Origin of the sequence: Nonomuraea sp. NPDC047529 (assembly GCF_040642995.1) — a bacterium.
Lineage (GTDB): Bacteria > Actinomycetota > Actinomycetes > Streptosporangiales > Streptosporangiaceae > Nonomuraea.
In genome coordinates this window covers 69,746-93,615 of the sequence record NZ_JBEYTJ010000040.1, presented here as the reverse complement: position 1 = coordinate 93,615, position 23,870 = coordinate 69,746, and the positions used below count along the sequence as shown (strand labels likewise).

20 protein-coding genes are annotated in these 23,870 nt (G+C 71.7%); 11 read left to right on the top strand and 9 right to left on the bottom strand.

The genetic code is table 11. From position 1 onward, the window contains the following. Both ABZ815_RS42295 and ABZ815_RS42290 read left to right on the top strand, forming a co-directional pair. Window positions 1–718: cellulose binding domain-containing protein (locus ABZ815_RS42295; protein WP_357707116.1), on the top strand; the 718-nt coding region annotated here is incomplete at its 5' end. Window positions 719–785: 67 nt separating this feature from the next. Continuing rightward, on the top strand, window positions 786–2,378 hold the full coding sequence (locus tag ABZ815_RS42290) for a cellulase family glycosylhydrolase (RefSeq protein WP_357707115.1): 1,593 nt from the start codon (window positions 786–788) through the stop codon (window positions 2,376–2,378). A gap of 131 nt (window positions 2,379–2,509) precedes the next feature. Here ABZ815_RS42290 and ABZ815_RS42285 read toward each other — a convergent pair whose 3' ends face one another. Beyond that, on the bottom strand, window positions 2,510–3,031 hold the full coding sequence (locus ABZ815_RS42285) for a hypothetical protein (RefSeq protein WP_357707114.1): 522 nt from the start codon (window positions 3,029–3,031) through the stop codon (window positions 2,510–2,512). Continuing rightward, a complete protein-coding gene (locus tag ABZ815_RS42280; protein ID WP_357707113.1) occupies window positions 3,028–4,098 on the bottom strand; it encodes a lytic polysaccharide monooxygenase in 1,071 nt (356 codons plus the stop codon). Before ABZ815_RS42280 ends, ABZ815_RS42285 begins: the two co-directional genes overlap by 4 nt. A gap of 270 nt (window positions 4,099–4,368) precedes the next feature. On the opposite strand from ABZ815_RS42280, the gene ABZ815_RS42275 reads away from it, so the two are divergent. After that, window positions 4,369–5,730, top strand: a complete 1,362-nt coding sequence (locus tag ABZ815_RS42275) for a cellulose binding domain-containing protein (protein ID WP_357707112.1) — start codon at window positions 4,369–4,371, stop codon at window positions 5,728–5,730. A 157-nt stretch (window positions 5,731–5,887) separates the two neighbouring features. Here ABZ815_RS42275 and ABZ815_RS42270 read toward each other — a convergent pair whose 3' ends face one another. From ABZ815_RS42270 to ABZ815_RS42260, 3 genes are all read right to left on the bottom strand, one after another. Beyond that, complete coding sequence (locus ABZ815_RS42270) at window positions 5,888–7,195, bottom strand: serine/threonine-protein kinase (RefSeq protein WP_357707110.1); 1,308 nt, start codon at window positions 7,193–7,195, stop codon at window positions 5,888–5,890. Continuing rightward, a complete protein-coding gene (locus ABZ815_RS42265) occupies window positions 7,182–8,153 on the bottom strand; it encodes a LacI family DNA-binding transcriptional regulator (protein ID WP_357707108.1) in 972 nt (323 codons plus the stop codon). The genes ABZ815_RS42270 and ABZ815_RS42265 overlap by 14 nt, the downstream gene beginning before the upstream one ends. A gap of 229 nt (window positions 8,154–8,382) precedes the next feature. Beyond that, on the bottom strand, window positions 8,383–10,587 hold the full coding sequence (locus ABZ815_RS42260; protein ID WP_357707106.1) for a transglycosylase domain-containing protein: 2,205 nt from the start codon (window positions 10,585–10,587) through the stop codon (window positions 8,383–8,385). A gap of 192 nt (window positions 10,588–10,779) precedes the next feature. On the opposite strand from ABZ815_RS42260, the gene ABZ815_RS42255 reads away from it, so the two are divergent. The 4 genes from ABZ815_RS42255 (at window position 10,780) to ABZ815_RS42240 (ending at window position 14,865) form a co-directional block, all read left to right on the top strand. Beyond that, on the top strand, window positions 10,780–12,075 hold the full coding sequence (locus ABZ815_RS42255) for a cytochrome P450 (RefSeq protein WP_357707104.1): 1,296 nt from the start codon (window positions 10,780–10,782) through the stop codon (window positions 12,073–12,075). A gap of 106 nt (window positions 12,076–12,181) precedes the next feature. Next, the gene (locus ABZ815_RS42250; RefSeq protein WP_357707102.1) at window positions 12,182–13,351 is read left to right on the top strand and encodes a hypothetical protein; all 1,170 of its coding nucleotides are present in this window, start codon (window positions 12,182–12,184) and stop codon (window positions 13,349–13,351) included. Beyond that, a complete protein-coding gene (locus ABZ815_RS42245; RefSeq protein WP_357707100.1) occupies window positions 13,348–14,346 on the top strand; it encodes a hypothetical protein in 999 nt (332 codons plus the stop codon). Before ABZ815_RS42250 ends, ABZ815_RS42245 begins: the two co-directional genes overlap by 4 nt. A gap of 111 nt (window positions 14,347–14,457) precedes the next feature. Beyond that, complete coding sequence (locus ABZ815_RS42240) at window positions 14,458–14,865, top strand: STAS domain-containing protein (RefSeq protein ID WP_357707098.1); 408 nt, start codon at window positions 14,458–14,460, stop codon at window positions 14,863–14,865. Here ABZ815_RS42240 and ABZ815_RS42235 read toward each other — a convergent pair. Continuing rightward, window positions 14,853–16,259, bottom strand: coding sequence for an NAD(P)/FAD-dependent oxidoreductase (locus ABZ815_RS42235; protein ID WP_357707097.1), 1,407 nt, complete (start codon window positions 16,257–16,259; stop codon window positions 14,853–14,855). The genes ABZ815_RS42240 and ABZ815_RS42235 overlap by 13 nt on opposite strands. Before the next feature lie 169 nt (window positions 16,260–16,428). Between ABZ815_RS42235 and ABZ815_RS42230 the strand changes: the two genes are divergently transcribed. The 4 genes from ABZ815_RS42230 (at window position 16,429) to ABZ815_RS42215 (ending at window position 20,859) form a co-directional block, all read left to right on the top strand. Beyond that, the gene (locus ABZ815_RS42230; RefSeq protein ID WP_357707095.1) at window positions 16,429–17,805 is read left to right on the top strand and encodes a hypothetical protein; all 1,377 of its coding nucleotides are present in this window, start codon (window positions 16,429–16,431) and stop codon (window positions 17,803–17,805) included. Next, window positions 17,802–18,896 carry a sialidase family protein gene (locus tag ABZ815_RS42225; protein ID WP_357707093.1) on the top strand — a complete coding sequence of 365 codons (1,095 nt, stop codon included), beginning with the start codon at window positions 17,802–17,804 and terminating at the stop codon, window positions 18,894–18,896. The genes ABZ815_RS42230 and ABZ815_RS42225 overlap by 4 nt, the downstream gene beginning before the upstream one ends. A gap of 186 nt (window positions 18,897–19,082) precedes the next feature. Then, the gene (locus tag ABZ815_RS42220; RefSeq protein ID WP_357707091.1) at window positions 19,083–19,841 is read left to right on the top strand and encodes an IclR family transcriptional regulator; all 759 of its coding nucleotides are present in this window, start codon (window positions 19,083–19,085) and stop codon (window positions 19,839–19,841) included. Window positions 19,842–20,028: 187 nt separating this feature from the next. Next, window positions 20,029–20,859 carry an SMP-30/gluconolactonase/LRE family protein gene (locus ABZ815_RS42215; protein ID WP_357707089.1) on the top strand — a complete coding sequence of 277 codons (831 nt, stop codon included), beginning with the start codon at window positions 20,029–20,031 and terminating at the stop codon, window positions 20,857–20,859. On the opposite strand, the gene ABZ815_RS42210 is transcribed toward ABZ815_RS42215, so the two are convergent. From ABZ815_RS42210 to ABZ815_RS42200, 3 genes are read right to left on the bottom strand one after another with little or no spacing between them, the layout of a single operon-like run. Then, window positions 20,849–21,664: a carbohydrate ABC transporter permease gene (locus tag ABZ815_RS42210; RefSeq protein WP_357707087.1), complete on the bottom strand. Its 816-nt coding sequence runs from the start codon at window positions 21,662–21,664 to the stop codon at window positions 20,849–20,851. The two genes, ABZ815_RS42215 and ABZ815_RS42210, sit on opposite strands and share 11 nt — an antisense overlap. Continuing rightward, complete coding sequence (locus tag ABZ815_RS42205) at window positions 21,661–22,581, bottom strand: sugar ABC transporter permease (protein WP_357707085.1); 921 nt, start codon at window positions 22,579–22,581, stop codon at window positions 21,661–21,663. The genes ABZ815_RS42210 and ABZ815_RS42205 overlap by 4 nt, the downstream gene beginning before the upstream one ends. Continuing rightward, on the bottom strand, window positions 22,578–23,864 hold the full coding sequence (locus ABZ815_RS42200) for an ABC transporter substrate-binding protein (RefSeq protein WP_357707083.1): 1,287 nt from the start codon (window positions 23,862–23,864) through the stop codon (window positions 22,578–22,580). Before ABZ815_RS42200 ends, ABZ815_RS42205 begins: the two co-directional genes overlap by 4 nt. Between the last annotated feature and the right edge of the window lie 6 nt (window positions 23,865–23,870).

The window sequence follows — 23,870 nt, the reverse complement described above, 5'->3', positions numbered from 1 at the left end:
GGGCACGGCCACCGGCACGTCGTACGACCTGACCGGGCTCAGCCCCGCGACGGCGTACACCGTCTCGGTGGTGGCCAGGGACGCGGCGGGCAACACCTCGGCGGCCTCGGACGAGACGGCGTTCACCACCACCGGCGGCGATGACAGAACACCGCCCAGCAAACCCGGCAAACCGTCCGTCTCGGGCATCACCGGCTCGGGTGCGAAGGTGAGCTGGGCGGCCTCGACGGACGACGTCGGGGTGAGCGGTTACGACGTCTACCTCGGCGCCGCCAAGGCGGGCACGGCCACCGGCACGTCGTACGACCTGACCGGGCTCAGCCCCGCGACGGCGTACACCGTCTCGGTGGTGGCCAGGGACGCGGCGGGCAACAGCTCGCCGGCCTCCGACGGCACGGCGTTCACCACCGCGGACGCGCCGACCGGCGGTTGCGCGGCCACGTTCAAGGTCACCAACTTCTGGAACGGCGCGTACCAGGCCGAGGTGACGGTCAAGAACACCGGCGCCGCGGCCGTCACCGGCTGGACGACCGCCTGGTCGTCGGCCGGCCAGATCACCCAGCTCTGGGGCGGCAGGCTCACCCAGACCGGCTCGAACGTGTCGGTCAGGAACGAGGCGTGGAACGGCGGGCTCGCCCCCGGCGCCACGACCACGTTCGGCTTCATCGCCAACGGCACCCCCGTCACCCCCGACCCGATCACCTGCACCCCCGCCTGAGCCGAACCCCCGCCCCGCCGCGACGACGGCGGGGCGGGCGGTTCCGCGGCTCAGTGAAAGGCAGCCCATGCGATCACTGTTCACCGCGCCGGCCCTCGCCGCCGCGCTCGTGGCCGCTTCGTTGATCCTGCCGGGCACCGCGGCGCAGGCCGCCACCGGCATCCACGTGAGCGGCACGAAGATCCTGGAAGGCAACGGCCAGGAGTTCGTGATGCGCGGCACCAGCCACGCCCACACCTGGTACCCCGGCCAGACCAAGGCGTTCGCCGACATCAAGTCGCTGAAGGCCAACACCGTGCGCGTCGTGCTCAGCGGCGGGCGATGGAGCGCCAACTCCGTCTCCGACGTGGCCAATGTGGTCTCCCTGTGCAAGCAGAACAAGCTCATCTGCGTGCTGGAGGACCACGACACCACCGGGTACGGCGAGCAGAGCGGCGCGTACACCCTCGACCAGGCCGCCGACTACTGGATCGGCGTCAAGAGCGCCCTGGTCGGCCAGGAGGACTACGTCGTCGTCAACATCGGCAACGAGCCGATCGGCAACAACGCCACCACCCCCGGCTGGGCCGACGCCACCAAGGCCGCGATCCAGAAGCTGCGCGCCAACGGCCTGCGCCACGCGCTCATGGTGGACGCCCCCGCCTGGGGGCAGGACTGGCAGAACGTCATGCGGGACAACGCCACGTCCGTCTTCAACGCCGACCCCGACAAGAACACGATCTTCTCCGTGCACATGTACGGCGTCTACGACACGGCCGCCGAGATCACGTCGTACATGGACGCGTTCCGGACCGCCGGGCTGCCGCTGGTCGTCGGCGAGTTCGGGTTCGACCACTCCGACGGCAACCCCGACGAGGACACGATCATGGCTCAGGCCGTGAGCCGCGGCCTCGGCTACCTCGGCTGGTCGTGGAGCGGCAACGGCGGCGGCGTCGAGTACCTGGACCAGGTCACCGGCTTCGACGTCAGCCAGCTCACCTCGTGGGGCCGGCGGCTGTTCAACGGCGCCAACGGCATCGCCGCGACCGCCAGGCAGGCGTCCGTCTACGGCGGCGGCACCACCGACCCCACCCCGCCGAGCGCACCCGGCACCCCGTCGGCCTCGAACGTCACCTCGTCCGGCGCCACCCTGACCTGGACGGCCGCCACCGACAACGTCGGCGTGACCGGCTACGACGTCTACACCTCGACCGGCACCCCGCTCGGGGCGACGACCACGACCTCGATCACCCTGACCGGCCTGTCACCCTCGACCGCCTACCAGGTGTACGTGAAGGCCAGGGACGCCGCCGGCAACCAGTCGGCCGCCTCGCCCACGGCCTCCTTCACCACCCTGGCCGGCGGCGGCGACGGCGGCTGCACGGCCGTGGGGACCGTCCAGAGCCAGTGGGGCAACGGGTACGTCCTGCAACCCGTCACGGTGACCAACACCGGCACGACCGCCAGGAACGGCTGGACGGTGACGTTCACGCTGCCCGCGGGCCACACCGTGACCGGCTTCTGGAACGCCGCGGTGACGGTCAGCGGGCGGACCGTGACGGCGAAGAACCTGGGCTACAACGGCACGCTCGCCCCCGGCTCCGCCACCGGTTTCGGGGTCCAGGCCGGGCGTCCGAGCGGCGACACGTCCGTTCCGTCCGGCTACACCTGCGCCGGCTAGAGAAGGAGGAGGTGAGGCCGATCGGCTGACCCTGCCCGCGACACCATCCCGCCCGGATGGGACGGACGCGGCCGGCGAACCCCCTCCCGGCCGCGTCCGTTTACGCGAACCCACCCGCCGGAGGCGTCGGGTCAGCCGGGGGTGAGGGCTTGGGTGAAGCGTGCGCGGGCCGCGTCGATGGCCGCCTCGTCCGAGAACTCGGCGAACGCCTCCTCGTGGTAGCGCCCCGGGATCAGCTCCCTGACCCGCTCCGGGTACCCCGGCCCGTCCGCCGGCGCCTTGACCTGCGGCGGCACACCCAGCCGTACGGCGATGGGCCCCGACGCCCGCACGGACATGGCCCAGTCGCGGCTCTCGCCGACGATCGCGCACAGGTGCCGCGCGTAGACCCAGCGCACCTCGGCCAGGCTGGAGGCGTCCGGCGGGTCCGTGCCGAACGGCTCCACCGCGCACACCACCCGCGACTCGAACCCGTGCCCGTGGTCGTGGTGCTCCTCGGGCGTGGCGCGTTCGAGGATCAGTGTCACCTGGGCGGCGAGCTCCTGGTCGAGCCGCGCCGACCCCTGGTCGACGGCGAACAGCGTCACCCCGGCCAGCGCCAGGCCGGCCAGGGCGACGCCTGCCGCGATCTGCCCGCGACGGGTTGCGTTCACGGGCTCGTGCAGGTCAGCGTGGGTGCGGGGCTCGGGATCGAGCCGGTGGCGTTGAAGCCGAACGTGGTGGTCGCGTTCGGCGCGAGCTGGCCGTTGTAGGAGGCGTTCTTCATGGACACGTTCGGTGGCTGGGAGGAGAGCACGCCGTTCCAGGGGGTGCCGTCGAAGCCCTGGCCGCCGGCGTAGGTCCACTTGACCGTCCAGCCGTTCAGCGAGGTGGTGCCGGTGTTCTTCACCGTCACCTCGCCCTGGAAGTGGCCGGCCCAGCCGGTGTCGGTGGCCTTCCAGGTGGCGGAGCAGCCGCCGGGAGGGGGCACTGTCGGGGTGACGGTCGGGGTGGCGGTGGGGGTGCCCGAAGGCGTGCCGCCGCCGGGGCCGACGCCCGTGACCTGGCCGTTGCCGCCGTCGAAGACGACGTCGGAGCAGCTGTAGAAGTTCTCGTTGCTGTCGGAGCGGATCCAGTGCGTGTAGATGATGTGACGCCCGGTCTTGCCGGAGGGGAGCTGGGCGTTCCAGGAGTAGTAGTTGAGCCCGCCGGGGCCGCCGCTGGCGGGCGGGTTGGTGACGCTGCCGAACGACTCCAGGTCCGACCACTTGAGCGGACCGTCGGGGTTCCAGCCGTTCTTGGTGACGTAGTAGACGAACGTGCCGGGGTGCTGGGCCCAGTTGCTGTGCCGCATCTGGATGCTCGCGCCCGAGGTCAGGTGCGTCTGCGGCCAGTCGGAGCGTACGGCGTTGTAGGCGGTGAAGTCGTAGGGGCCGCCGGTGCCGCCGCTGCAGAGCTGGCCGTCGGGGATGAAGCCGCTGGTACGCCCGGCGCCGTCGGAACGCAGCACGGCGAACCAGTTGTACAGCGGGGTCGGGCCGCTCTGGGCGACGGCCGCCGCGCAGGCCGGGTTGTAGGACTGGATCTGGCCGTTCTCGCGCAGGCCGTCCTGCCAGCACAGGAACGTCCGTGCTCCGGGGAACATGGACACGCCGTGGGCCTGCGCCTGTTGCGGCGCGATCAGTACGGTGGTCAGCAGGATGAGGGCGGCGGTGAGGACCGCCGTCCGGAAGTGTTTCATGGGGATTCCTTCGCGCAGGGGAACACAGGAATCTGCCCACGATCAGCCCGCCCGGCCAGCGCATTGAACCACGGCGACCGGCGTCCCGACAACGCGGTGTGAAACTTTCAGCCGATCGTGGTCACGGTTGCCCTGGTGGCCCGGTACCGGGGCGGCGGGCGGTGGCGGGGCTGCTTGCCGTAGGAGGCCCGACGCCGGGACCCTGAACGTTGGGAGCGCTCCCAGCACCTCCCTCGACCAGAGAAGCGGGAGCAACATGCCATGAGGCGCGTGCAGATCATCGTCCTGGCCGTCGCGGCGTTACTCGGCGCCGGCCTGTTCCCGGCACCGGCGCAGGCCGCCCCGGTGCTGTGCGAGAAGTGGGGCTCGACCACCGTCCAGAACGACCGCTACATCGTCATGAACAACGTCTGGGGCGCCGACACCGCGCAGTGCGTCGACGTCAACCAGAACGGCGGCTTCACCGTCACCCGGTCCGAGCACGACAAGGCCACGAACGGCGCCCCGGCCGCCTACCCGGCCATCTACGCCGGCTGCCACTACACCGCCTGCACCTCCGGCAGCGGCCTGCCCGTGCAGGCCGGCTCGGCGGGCTTCGGCGCGCTGAGGTCGGCGGTCGCCATGACCTACCCCGGCTCCGGCACCTGGGACGCCGCCTACGACATCTGGTTCGACCCCACCCCGCGCACCGACGGCCAGAACACCGGCGCGGAGTTGATGATCTGGCTCAACAAGCGCGGCTCGATCCAGCCGGTCGGCTCCCAGGTCGGCACGGTGACCCTGGCCGGCGGCACCTGGCAGGTCTGGTACGGCAACATCGGCTGGAACGTCGTCTCCTACGTGCGCACCTCGGCGACCCCCTCGCTCGACTTCGCCGTCGACACCTTCTACTCCGACGCCGTCAGCCGCGGCTACGCCCAGCGCTCGTGGTATCTGACCAGCGTCCAGGCCGGGTTCGAGCCCTGGGTGGGCGGCGCCGGGCTGGCCGTCGACTCCTTCTCCTTCGGCTCCGGCGGCGGCACGACCGACCGCACGCCGCCCACCACGCCGGGCACCCCGACGGCCTCCGGCACCACGGCCGCCGCCACCACGCTCACCTGGGGCGCCTCCACCGACACCGGCGGCAGCGGTCTGGCCGGGTACGACATCCTGCGCGCCACCGGCGACACCTTCACCCAGGTCGGCACCAGCGCCACGACCTCCTACACCGACACCGGCCTGACCCCCGCCACGACGTACCGCTACCGCGTCAGGGCCCGGGACGGCGCGGGCAACCTCTCGCCCGAGTCCGCCGCCGTCACGGTCACCACCCAGAACGGCGGCGGCGGCGGCTGCGCCGCGACCGCGACCACCCAGAACGCCTGGAGCAACGGCTACGTCATCCAGCCGGTCACCGTCACCAACCGCGGCACGGCCACGATCAACGGCTGGACCGTCACCTTCACGCTCCCGCAGGGCCACACGATCACCGGGTCGTGGGGCGCGAACGTCTCCGTCGGCGGCGGTGTCGTGACCGTGCGGAACCTCCCCTACAACGGCACCCTGGCCCCGAACGCGAGCACCACCTTCGGCTTCCAGGCCAGCAGGCCCACCGGCGACACCCAGGTCCCCGCGGGCTACACCTGCACCTGACCCCGGCGGGCGGGAGGGGGTGCGCCTTGGCCCGACCCAGGCGAAGGCGCACCCGCGCCCGGCCGCGGCGAACGGGAGGTCTGAGCGTTACCCCGGGCGGCCGGGGGTCTGAGCTTTACCTCGGGCGGGCGCGAGGGGTGCGGAGCAGCTGTGTCCCTCAGTCCGGCTTCATGGCACGGTCGATCACCTTGAGCTTGGCCTCAAGCTCCGCGCGGCAGGCGGGGGCCAGGCGGCCCTCCCTGGCCCGGTCGGCGACCTTGCGTCGCAGCTCGGCCATGCCGGTGACCTCGGGCCCGCGCACCACCGAGCCGCGCACCACCGAGTTGCGCACCACCGAGTCGAGTACCTGCTTGAGGTCGAGCACCACGTCCGCGTCGGTCGCGTCGCACGGCTTGCCGTCTTCGAGGGAGTCGTGGAAGCCGTCCACCGCCTGCTCGACGGTGACCGACCCGGCCGGCGCGCTCTCGACCACCCGGGAGGCCGACGCCGAGGCCGACGCCGAAGCCGACGGCGTCACGGCCGGTGCGGACGTCGGCGCGATCCGCGGCGACAGCACCGGCTCCGGCGCGGCCCGCTGGAACCACAGCAGCACGGTGAGCGCCACCAGCGCCGACCCCGCCATCGTCAGCCCGCGCCGCACCTGCCGGGCGATCCCGGCCGTGCCGAGCGCCGAGGTCAGCGAGGCGACGATGGACTCGGCCGTGGGCCGCTCCTCGGGCAGGTGCGCCAGGCAGCTCTGGCAGAGCGAGGCGACGCCGTACGGCACGCCGGTCACCCGGGGCGGTGGATCGGTCCGGCGCGCCGCCTCGATCTCCTCCCACGTGGTCTCCGGGTACGGGGTGCGCCCGGTGAGCATGGCGAACAGCAGCACGCCCAGGGCGTACACGTCCACGGCCGGGTGGGTGGGGGCGCCGAGGAGGCGTTCGGGGGCGACGTAGGGAGGGGTGCCGCGGTCGTCGTCGGGGTCGCCGGCCCAGGCGGCGATGCCGAAGTCGAGCAGCTTCGGGCCGTCGGCGGTGAGCAGCACGTTCTCGGCGGTGACGTCCCGGTGGACCAGGCCGCGGGCGTGCCCGGCCATCAGCACGCGGGCCAGCCGCTGGGCGATGGCCGCCGCCTCGGTCCACGGCAGCGGCCCCTCGGCGATGCGCTCGGCCAGCGGGGTGCCGTCGAGCAGGGGCATCACCACGTACGCGGCCACGCCGCCCTTGGCGGTGACGGCCTCGCCGTAGTCGTAGATCTCGATCGAGTCGCGGTGGATGAACCGGGCCGCGGCGCGGGCCTCGCTGCGCACCCGGACGCGTTCGCCGTGGTCGGTGTGCAGCGAGGCGGTCAGCACCTTGACCGCGACCAGCCGTTGCAACGACTGGTCGAAGGCACGCCAGATGACCGACATGCCGCCGTGGGCCAGCGGGTCCAGCAGCAGGTACCGCCGGGCCAGCACGTCCCCCGGCTCAAGCTGACTCACGGATGACCAGTTCCGTGGGGAGGACGGGGTCGATCCCCGTCGCCCCCGTCAGGAGCAGGCGGGTGGCGACCGTGGCGAGCTCCTCGACGGGCTGGCGGACGGTGGTCAGTGCCGGGACGGTGTGCCGGGCCACGGGGGCGTCGTCGAAGCCGATCACGGCGACGTCCGAGGGGACCTTGCGGCCGGCCCGGCGAAGGGCCTGGATCGCGCCGGCCGCCATCAGGTCGGAGGCGACGAAGACGGCGTCGAGGCCGGGCGCGTGGCGTAACAGCCATTGCATGGCGTGCGTGCCCGAGGCCGCGGTGAAGTCGCCGTACGCCACGGGCACGTCGGGGGCGCCGGCCGCCTGAAGGGTGCGTACGAGCCCTTCGAGACGGTCGCGGGCGGCGGGCAGGGACGGCGGGCCGCCGATGGCGGCCACGTTCCTGCGGCCCTGTAACAGCAGGTGTTCGGCCGCCTGCCGGCCGCCGTCGAGGTTGTCCACGTCGGCGTAGGGCAGCTTGAGGTCGTGCGGCGGCCGGCCGATGTTGCGGACCGGGATGCCCGCGGTGGACAGCTTGATGGCCAGCGGATGGCGTTCTCGCGCGCCGACGATGAGCACGGCGCCCGACAGCGCCGGGAGCGTCGAGGAGGTGGGCGTCACGGTCGTGACCATGAGGTGGGTGCCGTGCTCGGCGATCACCGCTCCGGCGGCGGAGAGGAGCCTGGCGTAGTAGGGCTCGGAGAACAGGCGGGGGAGATGGTCGCAGATCACCGCCGTGACGCCGTCGGTCAGCGTCTTGGCGGCGCTTCCCCTGGGCGCGCGTTGGCGGACGTAGCCCATGCGGGAGACGGCGTCGTACACTTGCCGGCGGGTCGAGGTACTGACCCGCACCGAGCCCGTGAGGACTCGAGATGCGGTCGCGGGGGAAACCCCTGCAGCGGCCGCCACCTGTGCCAGTGTGGGCTGCTCGGTCATGGAGCACCTCGCGGAAAGATCCTGGGAGCGCTCCCACGTTACCAATGTTTCGCCGCTGTTAATAGGGCCTTCCCAGGGGGTGCGTCCCGGTGTGCGAACCCATTCCGAATCTGCTCAGGTAGGGGCGCTGGTTACCGTCAGACTTTTTGCGGTGAACGCGGATCAATCCATATTTTCCGGCCGATAGGGGGTATCCGCGACGTGCCGGATACCCCCTTCGCGAACGTCCCTAGCGCCGGCCCCTGCCGCGCCCGTGGCCGTTGCCGTTGTTGTTCTGGTAACCCTGGCCGGGGCCGAAGTCGCCGTCGGGGTTGGGGTTGACGTCGATGAGGCCCTGGCCCCTGTCGTCGGGCTCCTGCCTGCGGGGGGCGCAGCCCTGGCCGCAGCCGCCGAAGCGGGAGGAGTCGACCGGGGTGAAGTCGGTCGCCGGGGTGCCCTTGAGCGCGGCCTTCATGGTGGCGTTCCAGATCGGGCCGGGGATGGAGGCGCCGAAGACCGAGGGGTAGTAGCGGCCGCCGATGGTGATGCTGTTCAGCTTGTGGGTCGTCGAGCCGCGCGGGTCGCCGATGCTGACCGCGCCGGCCAGGTCGGGGGTGAACCCGGCGAACCAGGCGGTGGCCTGGTCGTCGGTGGTGCCGGTCTTGCCCGCCGCCGGACGGCCGATGCCGCCGACCCCGCGCATCGTGCCCTTGGTGAAGACGCCGGACAGGATGTTCGCCGCCGCGTCGGCGACCTCGGGGTCGAACGCCTGCGTGCACTTGGGCTTGTACTCGGTCACCTTGCCGTTGCGGTCGGTGATCTGGGTGATGGCCGTGGGCGGGCAGTACTTGCCGCGCGCGCCGATCGCCGCGTAGGCCGTGGCCACGGTCACCGGGTCCATCTCGTTGATGCCGAGCGTGAAGGTCTCGAACTCCTGGAGCTTGCCGCCGTCGGAGCGCTTGATGCCGAGCGACTTGGCGGTCTCGACCACCTTGCAGAGGCCGACCTTCTGCTCCAGCGTCATGAAGAACGTGTTCACCGAGCCCCAGGTGCCGGTGGCCAGCGACTTGAAGCCGCCGCCGCCCTCGTCGTTGGTGACGGTGTGGCTCGGGTCGCCGACGTTCTGGTTCTTGCAGTTCTTGAACGCCCAGTAGTTGGGGGCGGTGTAGCCGCTGCCGACGTTGAAGCCGTCGTTGATCTTCATGCCCTGCTTGAGCGCGGTGAGCAGCGTGAACGTCTTGAACGTCGAACCGGCCTGGAAGCCGATGCCGCCGCCGTGCACCGCGTCGGCCACCACGTTGTACGACATCTCGTGCTTGCGCTTGGAGTTGCCGTACTTGCGGCTGGCGGCCATGGCCTTGATCTCGCCCGTGCCCGGCTTGACCAGCGCCTCGGAGGCCACCGGGTTGTCGGAGGCGAAGACGTGCTTCTTGATGGCCTCCTCGGCGGCCTCCTGCATCTTCGGGTCGATCGTGGTCTTGATCTCCAGGCCGCCCCGGTTGAGGAACTGGGTGCGGGCCTTCTTGGTCTTGCCGAAGGCCGGGTTGCTCAGGATCTCGTTGCGCACGTACATGCAGAAGTACGGGTACTGGCTCGCGCCGCAGCCGCCGGGCAGCGGGGTGCCCTTGTAGCCGAGCTTCTTGGCCCTGGCCTCTTCGTGCTGCTCAGGCGTGATCTTCTTGAGTTCGAGCATCCGGTCGAGGACCACATTGCGCCGGTTGAGCAGCTGCGCGCGGGAGTCCTTGCCCAGGTTGGGGTCGGTCCTGTTCGGGTCCTGGACGGCGCCGGCCAGCGTGGCCGCCTGCCACAGCGTCAGCTCGGAGGCCGACACCCCGAAGAAGCGCTTGGCCGCCGCCTCGACCCCGTACGCGCCCGCGCCGAAATAGGCGATGTTGAGGTACTTACCGAGGATCTCGTTCTTGTTGTACTTCTCCTCGACCGCCATCGCGTAGCGCAGCTCCTTGAGCTTGCGGGCGTAGCTGGCTTCGAGGGCCGCGTTCTTCTCCTTCTCGGTGGTGGCCGAGTTGAGCAGCACCTGCTTGACGTACTGCTGGGTGATGGAGGAGCCACCCTGGGCGATGCCGCCCCTGCTGAGGTTCTTGGCGAGGGCGCGCACGGTGCCCTCGATGTCGATCGCGCCGTGCTCGTAGAAGCGGTAGTCCTCGATGGAGATGATGGCCGTCTTCATGATGTCGGCCACCTCGTCGAGCGAGACGTTCTCCCGGTACTCCTCGTAGAACTGGGCGATCTGGTTGCCCTTGGCGTCGAGGACCGTCGTCTTCTCGGCGAGCGGCGGCTCCTTGAGGTCCTCCGGCTTGATGTTCAGTTCCTCGGACGCCGAGACGAACATCGCTCCGGTGCCACCGACCGCCGGCAACGCGATGGCCGCGGCCACCACTCCCGCGGCCATCGCAGCCCCGGTCAGGCGCACGACGCCCGACATTCGGGAACCCATGCGGAAAAACCCCCTCAACTTGGCTTTTGGGTGCATCCTAAACCCGCCCATGACCTGCTCTCTGTAAAAAGACGAAGCGCGCGGCCGAGGTGGATGCTTCTACCCCGGGTGAGACGTCGAAGCACGGCATTTGGTTCGCCGTGTTTCCCGGTGAATTCGTTTCCTGCGGGTCTGCGGGGATAGGGCCAGGTCATGACTTCTCACCGAGTGTTGCCACGCGAGCAGCCGCGGGTCCGTGAGCCGGTCACCGCCCCCCGCCGGAGGCCGGTCCTGGACGACACCCTGACCCTCCTGCTCGACCCGTACCGCTTCATCGGGGACCGGGCGCGGCGGCTCGGCGCCGACGTCTTCGAGACGCGGCTCCTCCTCCAGCCGGTCACCTGCATGACCGGGGCCGAGGCCGCCGAGGTCTTCTACGACCCCGAGCTGTTCGTCCGGCAGGGCGCCGCGCCCCGCAGGCTCCAGCTGACGCTGTTCGGCAGGGACGGCGTCCAGGCGCTCGACGGCGAGACCCACCGGGCGCGCAAGGCCATGTTCATGTCGCTGATGGGCAGGCAGGGCCGCGACCGGCTGACGGAGCTGGCCGGACGGCGCTGGCGCGAGCGCATCCGCGCGTGGCGGCGCATGCCGCGGGTCGTCCTGTACGACGAGGTCAGCGAACTGCTGTGCCAGGCGGTCTGCGACTGGACGGGCGTGCCGCTGCCGCCCGCGCGGGTGCCCGCCGCCACCGCCACGTTCCAGGCGGCCATCGAGGGCGCGGGCGGGATCGGCGTGCGCTACCTGCGCGGCCGGTACGCCAGGATCAAGGGCGACCTGTGGCTGTCCGGCCTGATCCGTTGCGCGCGCGATCACCCGGAACGCTTCGCCGGCACGGTGACCGGTCTGATCGCCGGTTACCGGGACCCCGACGGCACCCTGCTCCCGGCCAGGACCGCCGCCGTCGAGCTGCACAACGTGCTGCGGCCCACGGTGGCGGTGGCCAGGTTCGTGACGTTCGCGGCCATGGCCCTGCACGCCCACCCGGAGTACCACGAGCGCGTCCGCGAGGGCGACGAGCAGTTCGTCGAGCACTTCGTCCAGGAGGTGCGACGGTTCTACCCGTTCTTCCCGTTCGTCGCCGCCAAGGCGGCCAGGCCCTTCACCTGGAACGGCGAGCACTTCCCGCAGGGCCGGCGGACCCTGCTCGACCTGTACGGCACCGACCACGACTCGCGCCTGTGGGACCGTCCCGGCGAGTTCCGCCCGGAGCGGTTCGCCGAGTGGGACGGCGGCGAGTACGACTTCGTCCCCCAGGGAGGCGGCGACCACTACGAAGGGCACCGGTGCGCCGGCGAGTGGATCACCGTGGACCTGATGAAACAGGCGGTGACCGCGCTGACCCGCTGGATGACGTACGGGGTGCCCGCCCAGGACCTGCGCATGCCGTCGTGGCGCGCTCCGGCCGTGCCCAACAGCCGTTTCGTCATCGACCAGGTCGAGGCCGTCTGAGATTCGGCCAGCGCCGGGCAAAGAAGCGTGTTGTCGCGCGGGTGCGCGCGCGAGGGTCTGGCAACGTCTGCCAGGGCGATTCTTCCTGGCCTTGGTGGAGGGTTTCATGCGTCGTGTCGTGGACGACGAAGAGCATGTCGATCATCTGGTCTCGACCGCCAGGGCGTACTGGGGGGACACCGCGGGCGACACCGGTTGCGTGGTGGCCGAGGCGTTCGACGAGGACGTCCGGGTGGTGGTGCGTACCGTCATGGTCGCCAAGGCCGTGTGCGGGCTGCTGTCGGCCCGGCTGGTCGTGCTCACCGACCCGCGGTGGCGGCCGCTGGCCGAGGCGTTCGGCGCCGCCGCCGATCTGGGGCCGCCCGACGCCCTGGTCACCAGCCGGATGGATCGCGGCGTCCGCACCGACATCCCCGTCGTGCACGTGCACGGTACGGGAGGGTTGCAGGCGTACGCGCTGTTCCCCGGCCGGACGCCCGGTTCGTTCGGCGAGGAGCTGCCCGGCCGGGTCGCGGAGTTCTTCGAGCGCTGGGTCTGGCCCAACAGGGAGGTGATCCGGCCGAGCGCCGAGCGTACGGCCTGGCGGGCCAAGGAGGGCTACCAGGTCCGCACGGACACCGAACGCCGCCAGCTTCGCCTCTACGGCTGCTCCAGGCTCCGCCTCGACGCCGGCCGGCCCACGATCACGGTGTTCGGCCACATGCCGGGCCGCGACACCGAGCTGTTCGAGGAGACCGAGCGGTACGCCGAGGCCGACGAGTCGGCCAACTGGCTGTTCCTCGACCGCCTGCGCTCCGGCCTGCTGTCGACGAACATCCTGTGGAGCATGACCGACGTCGCGGTCACGTTCGGCGGCAGCGACCTGCCCGCGTTCGGCGTGCCCGTCATCCAGGCCGGATGGTCGGAGGGCGCCGCCTGCGGGGCCACGCACCTCGTGCGCACGCCGGAGGAGCTGCGCGAGCGGCTCGGCGAGGCCGTCGCCGTGCACGGGAAGGCCGAGACGATCCTCGGCCCCGAGCAGCGCGAGCGCGCCCGCCTGTGGTCGTGGCTGCGCCGCTGCGGCGCCGACGTGCCGACCCAGGTCCTGCCGCGCTGGGAGCTCGGCCCCGACTACCCGCGTGCCCTCGCGGTCGCCCTGCGGCACGTGGAGCGCGACGGCGACCCCCTCTTCGAGGCGGTGCGCCGCATGTGGGAGCGCCGCGACCCCGTACTCACCCGATTCGACTTCCAGGACCTGGCCAAGACCACACTGACCCCCGCGAGGAGCGCCCGATGACCGGAACAGGACCCAGCACAGAGCTCGACCCGGTGATCCTGCCCGCGATCCCGCCCGTCCACGTGACCAGCGGGCGGTTCGCCGCCCTCCAGGTCGTCGACCGGCTGCAACGGGGCAGCCAGATCGTGGGCAGGTTCGAGACCTCCGGGCTGGTCGGCTTCAAGGTGTCCGCGCAGGGACGGCCGCTGCGGGTGCAGATGTCGCTGTCCATGGACGAGCGGTCGGTCAGCGGCTGGCACACCGGCAAGACGGGCGCCGACCTCACGCTGCCCCGGTGCGTCCAGATCCGTTCCCAGGGACGCCTGCGGCAGTGCGTGCTGCTGCGCGGCCGGAACCCGCACGCCCGCGTGGCCTTCGACCTGACCCCTGAGGAGATCCCCGACGACGGGCTGATCTGCGTCGAGGCCCTGGACGTCATGGAGGGCGACGGCGTCTGCGACGAGGTGCGCACGTTCCTGACCGGCCGGGTCCAGGCCGACGGGGTGGCCGGGCTGCGGCTGAACAAGATCGTGTTCGAGGAGCCGCCCGCCGTCGACTACGACCCCGACACCCTGGACGGCTCCCGCTGCGAGCTGTCCTCGCTGATCAGCGGCGGCGGCCTGGCCAACCTCAACCGGCAGGGGGTCCGCGTGCTGCGGTCGGGCATGTTCATGGTCAACCCGGTGCTGCGCGACACGTTCGGGGCCAGCGGCCGGATCACGTTGCGGCTGGGCACGAAGGCGGAGCCGGCCAGCATGATCCCGGCGACCTGGCGGCGGGTCAACAGCGAGCTGCGCTGGCTGCGGCACGCCACCAGGAAGCTCCTCGGCACGGCGTCCCCCACGGTGGAGCGGGTCTACAGCCTCAGGGACGGCGTGGCGGGCCCCTTCGGGCAGACCATCCACGGGAACGTCACCGAGCTCGTCCTGCCGAGCCCCACGGTCTCGCCGTTCCTCGTGGTGATCGAGCGGCTGCCGGGCGTCCTGCCGACGCTGGAGTCGTGCACCTCGGACTAGAGCCGGCGACCGTACCGCGACCGCCGGTGAGCACCTGATATTTCCGGAAAATGGTGATCACCGGTGATAACGCCGCTCTGCGGGCAGTTGTCGAAGGTGGGCGCGAACGGTTTGAGCATCGAGACGATCCGGCATCTCCACTGCACGGTCATGCGCGCGACAGGCGAGCTCGACCATGCGGGACGGGCCCGGTTCAGCGCCCACATCCACACGGTGTGGGACTGGTCGGCCGGTCCCGTCCTCGTCTTCGACCTGGCCGAGCTCGTCTTCTACGACTCCTCCGTCATCGGCGTGCTGGCGACGGCGATGCAGCGGATGGAGGCGGAGCCGGGCGGCCGGATCGTCGTGGTCCGGCCGTCGGAGCACCTGCTGTCGGTGCTGCGGCTGACGGACCTGCTCTCCCACGTCGAGCTGAGCGGCAGCGTCGATGAGACCGTGGCGGAGCTGATGGTGGACGCCACGCCGCCCGCCCCCCGGTCGTGGCCCGGGGGGACGCCGGGCGTCGCCTACAACCCGTAGGTCTCCAGCAGGCGCAGCCAGATCTCGCTCACGGTCGGGAACGACGGCACGGCGTGCCAGAGCCGGTCGAGCGGCACCTCGCCGGTGACCGCGATCGTGGCGGCGTGCAGCAGCTCGCCGACGCCGGGACCGGCGAAGGTGACGCCGAGCAGCACCTTCCTGTCCTCGTCCACGACGGCCTTGGCACGGCCCCGGTAGCCGTCGCCCAGCAGGTACGCGCCCGACACCGAGCCGAGGTCGTACTCGACCGCGCGTACCCGGAAACCGGCCTTCCTGGCATCGGCCTCCGTACGGCCGACCGCGCAGACCTGCGGATCGGTGAAGACGACCTGCGGCACGCCGAAGCCGCCGGCCAGGTCGCGCATGGCGGGCAGGTCGTCGCCGTGCGCCCGCGCCGCGATCACGTCACCGCAGATCCTGGCCTGGTACTTGCCGATGTGGGTGAGGAGCGCGCGGCCGTTGACGTCGCCGACGGCGTAGAGCCAGCCGCCCGGGACGCCGGTGGCCCGCATGCTGTCGTCGACCTCGACGGGCGCGTCGTCGGGCAGGCCGACCGTGTCCAGCCCGATCCCGCGTGTGGCGACATCGCGGCCGGTGGCCACCAGCAGTTCGTCGGCCTCCAGCGGCGGGCCCTCCGACAGGTGCACGGTCACCTTGCCGCCCGGTTCGGGCCGCTCGACCCTGACCACGTCGGTGTGCATGCGCACGTCGATGCCCGCCTCGGTGAACGACCGCGCGACCAGCTCGCCCGCGAACGGCTCGATCCTGCCGAGCAGCTTGCCGCCGCGTACCAGCACGGTCGTCTGCCGCGCGCCGAGCCCGTGCATGGCCTGCGCCATCTCGCAGGCGACCACGCCGCCGCCGATCACCACCAGGCGTTCGGGCACCTTCGTCGCGGCGGTGACCTCGTGGCTGGTCCACGGCTTCGCCTCGGCCAGGCCCGGCACCGGCGGGACCGCGGCCGTGCTGCCGGTGGCGAGCACGACGGCCTGCCTGGCCGTGAGCACCCGCTCGGCGCCGTCAGGGGTCGTGACGACCACCCGCCGCTCGCCGTCGAGCCGCCCCCTGCCGCGGACGAACTCCGCGGGCACGCCCTCGATCCAGCTCACCTGCCCGGAGTCGTCGTAGCGCGAGACCGCCTCGTCGCGCCGGGCGAGCACCGCGTCCACGTCGATCGGCCCGAGCGAGAGGCCGGGCACCCGTGACACCTCGCCGGCCAGGTCGACCGGGCGCAGCAGCGCCTTGCTGGGGATGCACGCCCAGTAGGAGCACTCGCCGCCGGCCAGCCGCTCCTCGACGATCGCGGCGCTCAGCCCGCCGCGCACCGCCCGCGCGGCGACGTTCTCGCCCGCCGGACCGGCCCCGATCACAATGACGTCGAACTCCTCAGCCACGCTGCCTCCCCATGCTCGTCCTCGATTCGCACTCTTTCATGCCCTGCCCGTGATGCCCGCGACGGCCATGGGCGTGAACCTTTTCGCGGCGCAACGGCAAGACCGGGTAGATGCCCGCGCCGTCCGGGGAGCCCGTTCGGCACTCTCGCGAAGGAGCCTCCCTGTGCCGGTGCCGTCTCCTGTGTTCGTGCTGCCCGGAAACGTCTGGAGGCGGCATCGGGCGCTGCTGGTCGCGCTGGTGCCCGCCGTCGCGCTGCGGCTGCTCGCGATGGCGGGGTATTGGCCCGCGCTGTGGTTCTGGGCGGACTCGTTCTCCTATCTGGAGGCCGCGGGCGACCCCGTGCCCGGGACGTTCCGGCCGCTCGGGTACTCGCTCTTCCTGGCCGCGCTCGGGCCCGCGAAGAGCCTGGCGCTGGTGGCCGCCGTGCAGCACGCGCTCGGGCCGGCGCTCGCCGTGGCCGTCTACGCCCTGCTGCGGCGGCGCGGCCTGCCCGGCTGGGGCGCGACGGCCGCCGTCGCGCCGCTGCTGTACGACGAGTTCCTGATCCTGCTGGAACACATGATCATGGCGGACGCGCTGTTCACCGTGCTGGCCACGGCCGGGATCCTGGCGCTGTCGTATCGGCTCACCCCGGTCACGGCGGCCGCCGGCGGCGTGCTGCTCGGCCTGGCCGCCGTCACCCGCACGATCGGGGTGGCCGTCCTCGTGGTGGCCGCCGCCTGCCTGCTGCTGCGCCGTCCCGGGCCGCGCGCGCTGCTCTGTCTGATCCTGGCGGGCGCGGCGCCGCTGCTCGGGTACGCCTCCTGGATGCGGGCCACCAGCGGCACCTTCGGCCTGACCAAGGCCGACGGCCTGTTCCTGTGGGCCCGCACGACGACCTTCGCCGACTGCTCGGTCATCAGGCCGGAGCCCGAGCTGGCCCCCCTCTGCCCGAGGACGCCGGTGGCCGGGCGGCCCTCTCCCGCGCACTGGATGTGGGGGTCCACCCTGGCCGCCGTCCCCGGCGACCGGAACGCGCTGGCCGCCCGCTTCGCCCGCGAGGCCGTCCTCGCCCAGCCCGGCGGCTACCTGGCCGCCGTCGGGCGCGACCTGCGGTGGCTGCTGCGCTGGGAGCGCACCACGGCCAGGAAGGTGTCGGACAGGAAGACCAATCCGTACTGGTTCCCCTACGAGGAGCGCCCGCTGCGCGCGTCCGTACGGCCGATCGCCGAGGCGTACGAGGGCGGGCCGGCGGACACCCGGATCGTCGAGCCCTACGCGGGCTGGCTGCGGGCCTACCAGCGCTTCGGCTACCTGCCGTACCCGGTGCTCCTGGCGCTGCTCGGGGGCGCGCTCGCGGTGGCGGCCGTACGGCGGCGGCCGGACGCGCTGCTGCCCGGCATGGCCGCCGCCGTGCTGGTCGTGGCGCCTTCCTTCCTGAACGGGTACGACGTGCGGTACGTCGTACCCGCTCTCCCGGCGGCCTGCCTGGCCGCCGGGCTGGCATCGGGACGTCCGCCGGAGGTCGGGAGACGTTCACCTGCGGGGCCTAGCGTGCCCGCATGACTGCATACCCCACGTCCGTGGTGTACCGGGCGGCGTCCGAGGGTTACCACACCTTCCGCATCCCGGCCGCCGTGGTGACGGGGGAGGGGACGGTCCTGGCCTTCGCCGAGGGCCGGCGGGGGTCGGCCGGCGACTCTGGCCACATCGACCTGGTGCTCAGGCGGTCCTCCGACGGCGGCCTGACGTGGGGGCCGCTCCAGGTGGTCGCCACGGAACCGAACCGCGGCACGGTCGGCAACCCCGCGCCCGTGGTGCTGGACGACGGCCGGATCCTCCTCGTCACGGTCCGGCAGGGGCCGTCGGCGACGGAGGAGAAGATCAGGCGCGGCCAGGTGCCGGCGGCCGCGGGGCGGCGGGTGTTCGTCCAGATCAGCGCGGACGACGGCGTCACCTGGCCGGCGCCGCGCGAGATCACCGCCCAGGTCAGGCGGCCGGAGTGGCGCTGGTACGCCACCGGCCCAGGGCACGCCGTCCGGCTCAGGAGCGGGCGCGTCGTGGTGCCGGGCAACCACTCCCTGCCCCCGTCCGGCTCGGACGTCGGCACCGAGGGCAAGTACAACGGCGGCCACGCGCTGCTCAGCGACGATGGCGGCCTTACCTGGCGGATCGGGTACGTGGACGACAACCCCGACGGCTACGTCAACGTCAACGAGACCACCGCGGCCGAGCTGCCCGACGGCCGCCTCTACCTCAACACCAGGACGGACTCCGCCGCGCCCGGCACCCGGGCCGACGCCTACTCCTCCGACGGCGGGCAGCGGCTCGACCTGCCCTTCCGCCCGCAGGCCGGGCTGGCGGGGCCGGTGGTCGAGGGCAGCCTGCTGTGGTGCGAGCCGCCCGGCGTGCTGCTGTTCTCCGGCCCGGCCGCGCCCGACGCGCGGGCCCTGATGACGGTACGGGCGAGCGACGACGCCGGGCTCACCTGGCATCCGGTGCACACCGTCTCCGGCCTGCCCGCCGCCTACTCCGACCTGGTCAGGGTGGACGACGACACGGTGGGGCTGCTGTTCGAGACCGGCGACTTCGGGCCGTACGAGAGCATCGCCTTCCGGCGTGTCCCGGTCGCCGAGCTCGTCCCCCGCCGGGCCTAGCCGCCGGTCCCTCGCCGCCTGGTACGTGTTGCGCCCCTGCGCCGCGTACGTTTCCCTGTTCACGGAAGTGCTGGACAGGGTTGTGCTGACTACGCTGAGAGACCCACTGTGTTGACCGCGTGTGCGGCGAGGTTCCGTAATACGCGCTAGCATTCCGATCAGCGGAATAGGCGAGGGAGAGTTTCAGTGGCTGAGACCCAGTCCCCTGTGGGGAGCGTCGATCGTGCCCTGCTGATCCTGCAGGAGATCGGGAAGCACAGCAGGGGGGTGACGCTCGACGAGCTGGCCACCAGGCTGGGGTTGCCGAAGAGCTCGCTCCACCGCCTGCTCGGGGCGCTGAAGCACCGGGGCTTCGCGGCCCAGCCGGAGCCGAGCGGGCCGTACTTCCTCGGCACCGAGCTGCTGGCCACGGCCTTCCGGTTCTACGAGAGCATGGATCTGCGCACGCTCGTACGGCCGCTGCTGCTGCGGCTGAGCGAGGAGTTCTCCGAGACCGTGCACATGGCGATGCTCGACGGCGGCGAGGTCGTCTACCTGGACAAGGTCGAGGCGGTGCGGTCGATCACCATGACCTCGGTGGTCGGCGGGCGCAACGCGGCCCACTGCACCGGGGTGGGCAAGGCGCTGCTGGCCTGGACGTACCCGACGGACGAGGCGGTCAAGGCGTGGGCCGAGCGTTACGGGCCGCTGTCCACCAGGACCAGGAACACGATCACGAACCCCGCCAAGCTGGCCACCCACCTCGACCAGGTCAGGCAGCGCGGGTACGCGCTCGACCTGGAGGAGAACGAGCCGGGGGTGCGGTGCGTGGCGGCGCCGGTCTTCATGGGCAAGACGGCGCCGGTGGCGGCGGTGAGCGTGACCGCGATCAAGGACCGCATGTCGGTCGCCCGTCTCGAAGAGGTCGGCCACGGCCTCCGCCGCGCCATCTCCGCCGAGGCCTGACCCACCCTTTGCAGAAGCCGTCGGCCCTCGAAAGCCGGGCATCGAAGGCCCGCCCCTCCGAACGCCGGGGCCGCGGCGCGTTCGGCGCGACGCCCTCCTCATCCCCTCCCTAAAGGGACCTCGGCCGACTACGGTCGGATGGGTAGCGGAACTGCGTTCCGTATCACGGATCAGGAGAGCAGAGAGCATGAAGCTGGAGAAGGTCCCCGTGCCCGCCGCCACCCTCGGCGAGGGCCCCCGATGGGACGCCGCCACCGGCACGCTGCTGTGGGTCGACATCCCCGCGGGTCATGTGCACAGGCTGGACCCGTCCGGCGACGAGCGGGAGACGATCGAGCTGGGGCAGCCGGTCGGCGTCGCCGTGCCCGACGCGGCCGGCGGCCTCATGCTCGCCCTCAGGGACGGCTTCGCCCGGCACGCGGACGGCCGCACCGAGCTGGTCGCCCGGCCGCCCGAGCCCGAGGGCAACCGGATGAACGACGGCGCCTGCGACCGCGCGGGCCGCTTCTTCGCCGGCACCAAGGCCGAGGACGACACCCCCGGCGCGGGCTCCCTCTACCGCCTGGGCGCGGACCGTACGTGCGACAAGGTCCTGGACGGGGTCACGATCTCGAACGGCCTCGGCTGGAGCCCCGACGAGCGCCTGATGTACTACGTGGACACCGCGACCGACCGGATCGACGTCTTCGACTACGACCCGGCGACCGGCCGGCTCGACGGCCGCCGGAAGTTCGCCGCCCTCCCCGGCCCCGACGGCCTGACGGTCGACGCCGCCGGCCACGTGTGGGTCGCGCTGTGGGGCGGCGGCGCGGTCGTGCGGCTGCGGCCGGACGGGCGGGCCGACCTGACCCTGGAGGTCCCCGCGGCGAACGTCACGAGCTGCGCCTTCGGCGGCCCCGACCTCGACGTGCTCTACGTGACCACCGCCTGGGACGGCAGCGCCGGCGGGGAGCTGTGGCGCTGCCGCACCTCCCACGCCGGCCTGCCCGCGAACCCCTACCGGGGCCTCACCCCTTGACCGCGCCGGTCAGCGCCTGCACGAAGCGGCGCTGGCCGAACAGGAACACCGCCAGCACCGGCAGCGTGGTCAGCACCGTGCCCGCCATGATCGCGGGCCAGTCGGCCCGGTGCTGGCCCTGGAACGTGGTCAGCCCCGCCTGCACGGTGTAGTTCGCCTCGGAGTTGATCACCACCAGCGGCCAGAAGAGATCGTTCCAGGCCGTGATGAACGTGATCACGGCGAGCGCCGCCAGCGCCGGTTTGGCGACCGGCAGCACCACCCGGAAGAACAGTGCGACCCGCGAGCACCCGTCGATCCGCGCCGCCTCCTCCAGCTCCTTCGGGAAGGACTGGAAGAACGAGGTCATCAGGTAGATCCCGACCGACGAGCTGAGCTGCGGGATGATCAGCGCGCCCAGCGTGTCCACCAGCCCGGCCTGGCTGAACATCAGGAACGTCGGGATCACGGTGAGCTGGAACGGGATCAGCGCGGTCGCGATGATCAGGACCAGCGTCAGCCGGGAGCCGATGAACCGGATCCGTGCGAAGGCGTACCCGGCCATGCTGCAGAGCACGACCTGGGCGACCACGATCACGCCCGACACCAGCACGCTGTTGAGGAACCAGCGGGGGAAGTCGGAGCGCTCCATGACCGTGCGGTAGCCGCCGAGGTCGATGCCCTCCGGCAGGATCGGCGACGGGAACCTGTTCAGCTCGGCCTGCGTCATGACTGAGCTGAGCACCAGCCACACGAACGGCAGCAGCGTCACCACCGACATCGGCGCGAGCACCAGGTGCCACCTGCTCGGCAGGCGTCGCCTCATCGCACGGCTCCTCTCCGACGCGCGACCACCAGGCCCACGACGATCAGCAGCAGCGTCCCGGCGAACAAGGTGTAGGCCACGGCCGCGCCGTACCCGGCGGCCGAGTAGCGGAAGGCGAGCTGCCAGACGTAGTAGACGATGGTCACGGTGGCGCTGGCCGGGCCGCCCTGGGTCGTGGTCATGACCAGGTCGAAGAACTGCAGGGCATCGATCACGCCCCACACCGCGAGGAAGAGCGTGATCGGCCGTACGGACGGGACGATGATGTGCCGGAACGTGGCCCACCGCCCCGCGCCGTCGATGGAGGCCGCCTCCAGCACCGCCTTGTCGATCTCCTGGATGGCCGCCAGGTAGATGACCACGGCGAAGCCGAACCTGGTCCAGAAGAAGATCAGCGTGAGCACGTACATGGCCTGGGACGGGCTGCTCAGGAAGCCCTGCATCGGCAGGCCGAGCTGCACGAGCACGCCGTTCATCAGGCCGAAGTCGCGGTCGAAGATGTAGCCCATCAACAGGCCGGCCGACGTGGCCGAGGCCACGTACGGGACGAGGAAGGCGGTCCGGTAGAACCCGATCCCGCGCACCTTCCTGTTCAGCAGCACCGCCACCACCAGGCCGAAGACCAGCGAGGCCGGGATGTAGAGCACCAGCAGCAGCCCGGTGTTGCGCACGGCCTGGAAGAAGACCGGGTCCTGGAACAGCGCCCGGTAGTTGTCCAGGCCGACGTTCTCGGGCGTCTTCATCAGGTCGGAGTCGGTGAACGACAGCGCCAGCGCCCACGCCATCGGCACCAGCGCGAACCCGAGGATGATCAGCGTCGCCGGGCCCGCGAACGACCAGCCCGCGACGTGGTCGCCGAGCCTGCGCGGACGCTTGGCGTGCCGGGCGGCGGGCGCGCTGACGGCGGCGCTGCTCATGAGCCCGGCACCGCCAGCACCGCGTCGGACTTGGCCGCGGCCTCGTCCAGGGCGGTCTTGGCGTCGGTCCGGCCCAGCAGCGCCTGCGCGATGGCCTCGGCCACGAAGGACGACACGCGGGGGTACTTGGTGGTGGGCGGCCTGACCCGCTTGGCGTTGGCCAGGTTCTCGGAGACCACCTCGATGCCCGGATATTTCGTCAGATAGTCCTGGTAGCCGGGCAGCTTGGTGATCGACTCCCTGATGGGCAGCGAGCCCGTGTCGCTCATCCACACGAGTTCCTGCTCGGCGGCCGTCAGCCAGCTCAGGAACGTGGTCGCCGCCTTGACGCGGCGTTCGTCGTGCTCGAACACCACCCAGTTGTCCGGGCCGGAGACGGTCTCGTGGTTGCCGTTGGTGCCGGGCAGCCGCGCGACGCCGTAGTCCACCTTCGCGGCCTGGAGGTCGGGCAGCACCCAGGGGCCGGAGAGGAACATGGCGAGCCGTCCCGACTCGAACAGCTTCTGGCCCTTCTCGGCCGGGCTGGAGTCGAGGTAGACCGACTTGTCGTCCACTGCCATGCTTCGGACCAGCCCGAGCGCCTGCTGCCCGGCCGCCGAGTCGAACGCGGACTTCTTGTGGTCGGGGGTGAGGATGTCGCCGCCCGCCTGCCACAGGAGCGGCCAGAGCCCCCAGACGGCCTCCTCGCCGCCGCTGATCGCCCAGGTGGTGCCGAAGACGCCCTTCTGCGCGTCGGTGGTCTTCCTGGCGATGTCGCGGAACTCGTCCCAGTTCCAGTCGGGGCCGGGGGCCTTGACGCCCGCCTTGGCCAGCAGCTTCTTGTTGTAGAGGACCACCATGTTGTCCACGACGGCGGGGAAGCCGATGACCTTGCCCTGGACGGTGACCGCCTCGCGCTCGTTGGCCCAGAAGTCGGCCCAGCCGACGGCCGGGTCCTTGACGTAGGAGGTGAGGTCGGCGGTCTTGGGGTTCCTGGCCACGTTGGGGGCCCAGGAGCCGTACAGGTAGGCGATGTCGGGGTAGGCGTCCGAGGCGAGCGCGGCGGTGATCTTGGGTAGCATGCCGTCTGCGGTCGCGCCGCCGGACTCGGTGCTGACCTTGATGTCGGGGTGACTCTGGTTGAACCGGGCGACCAGCTTTTCGATCGACTTCGCCGAGGTGTCCTCCTGGCCGTGCCAGATGGTGATCTCGACCGGGCCGCTCGCCCGTTCCTGTCCTCCGCCGCCGCAGCTCACCGCGGCCAGGGCCAGGGCGACGACGACCGTCGTCGTACGGGGCCTCATCGGGCG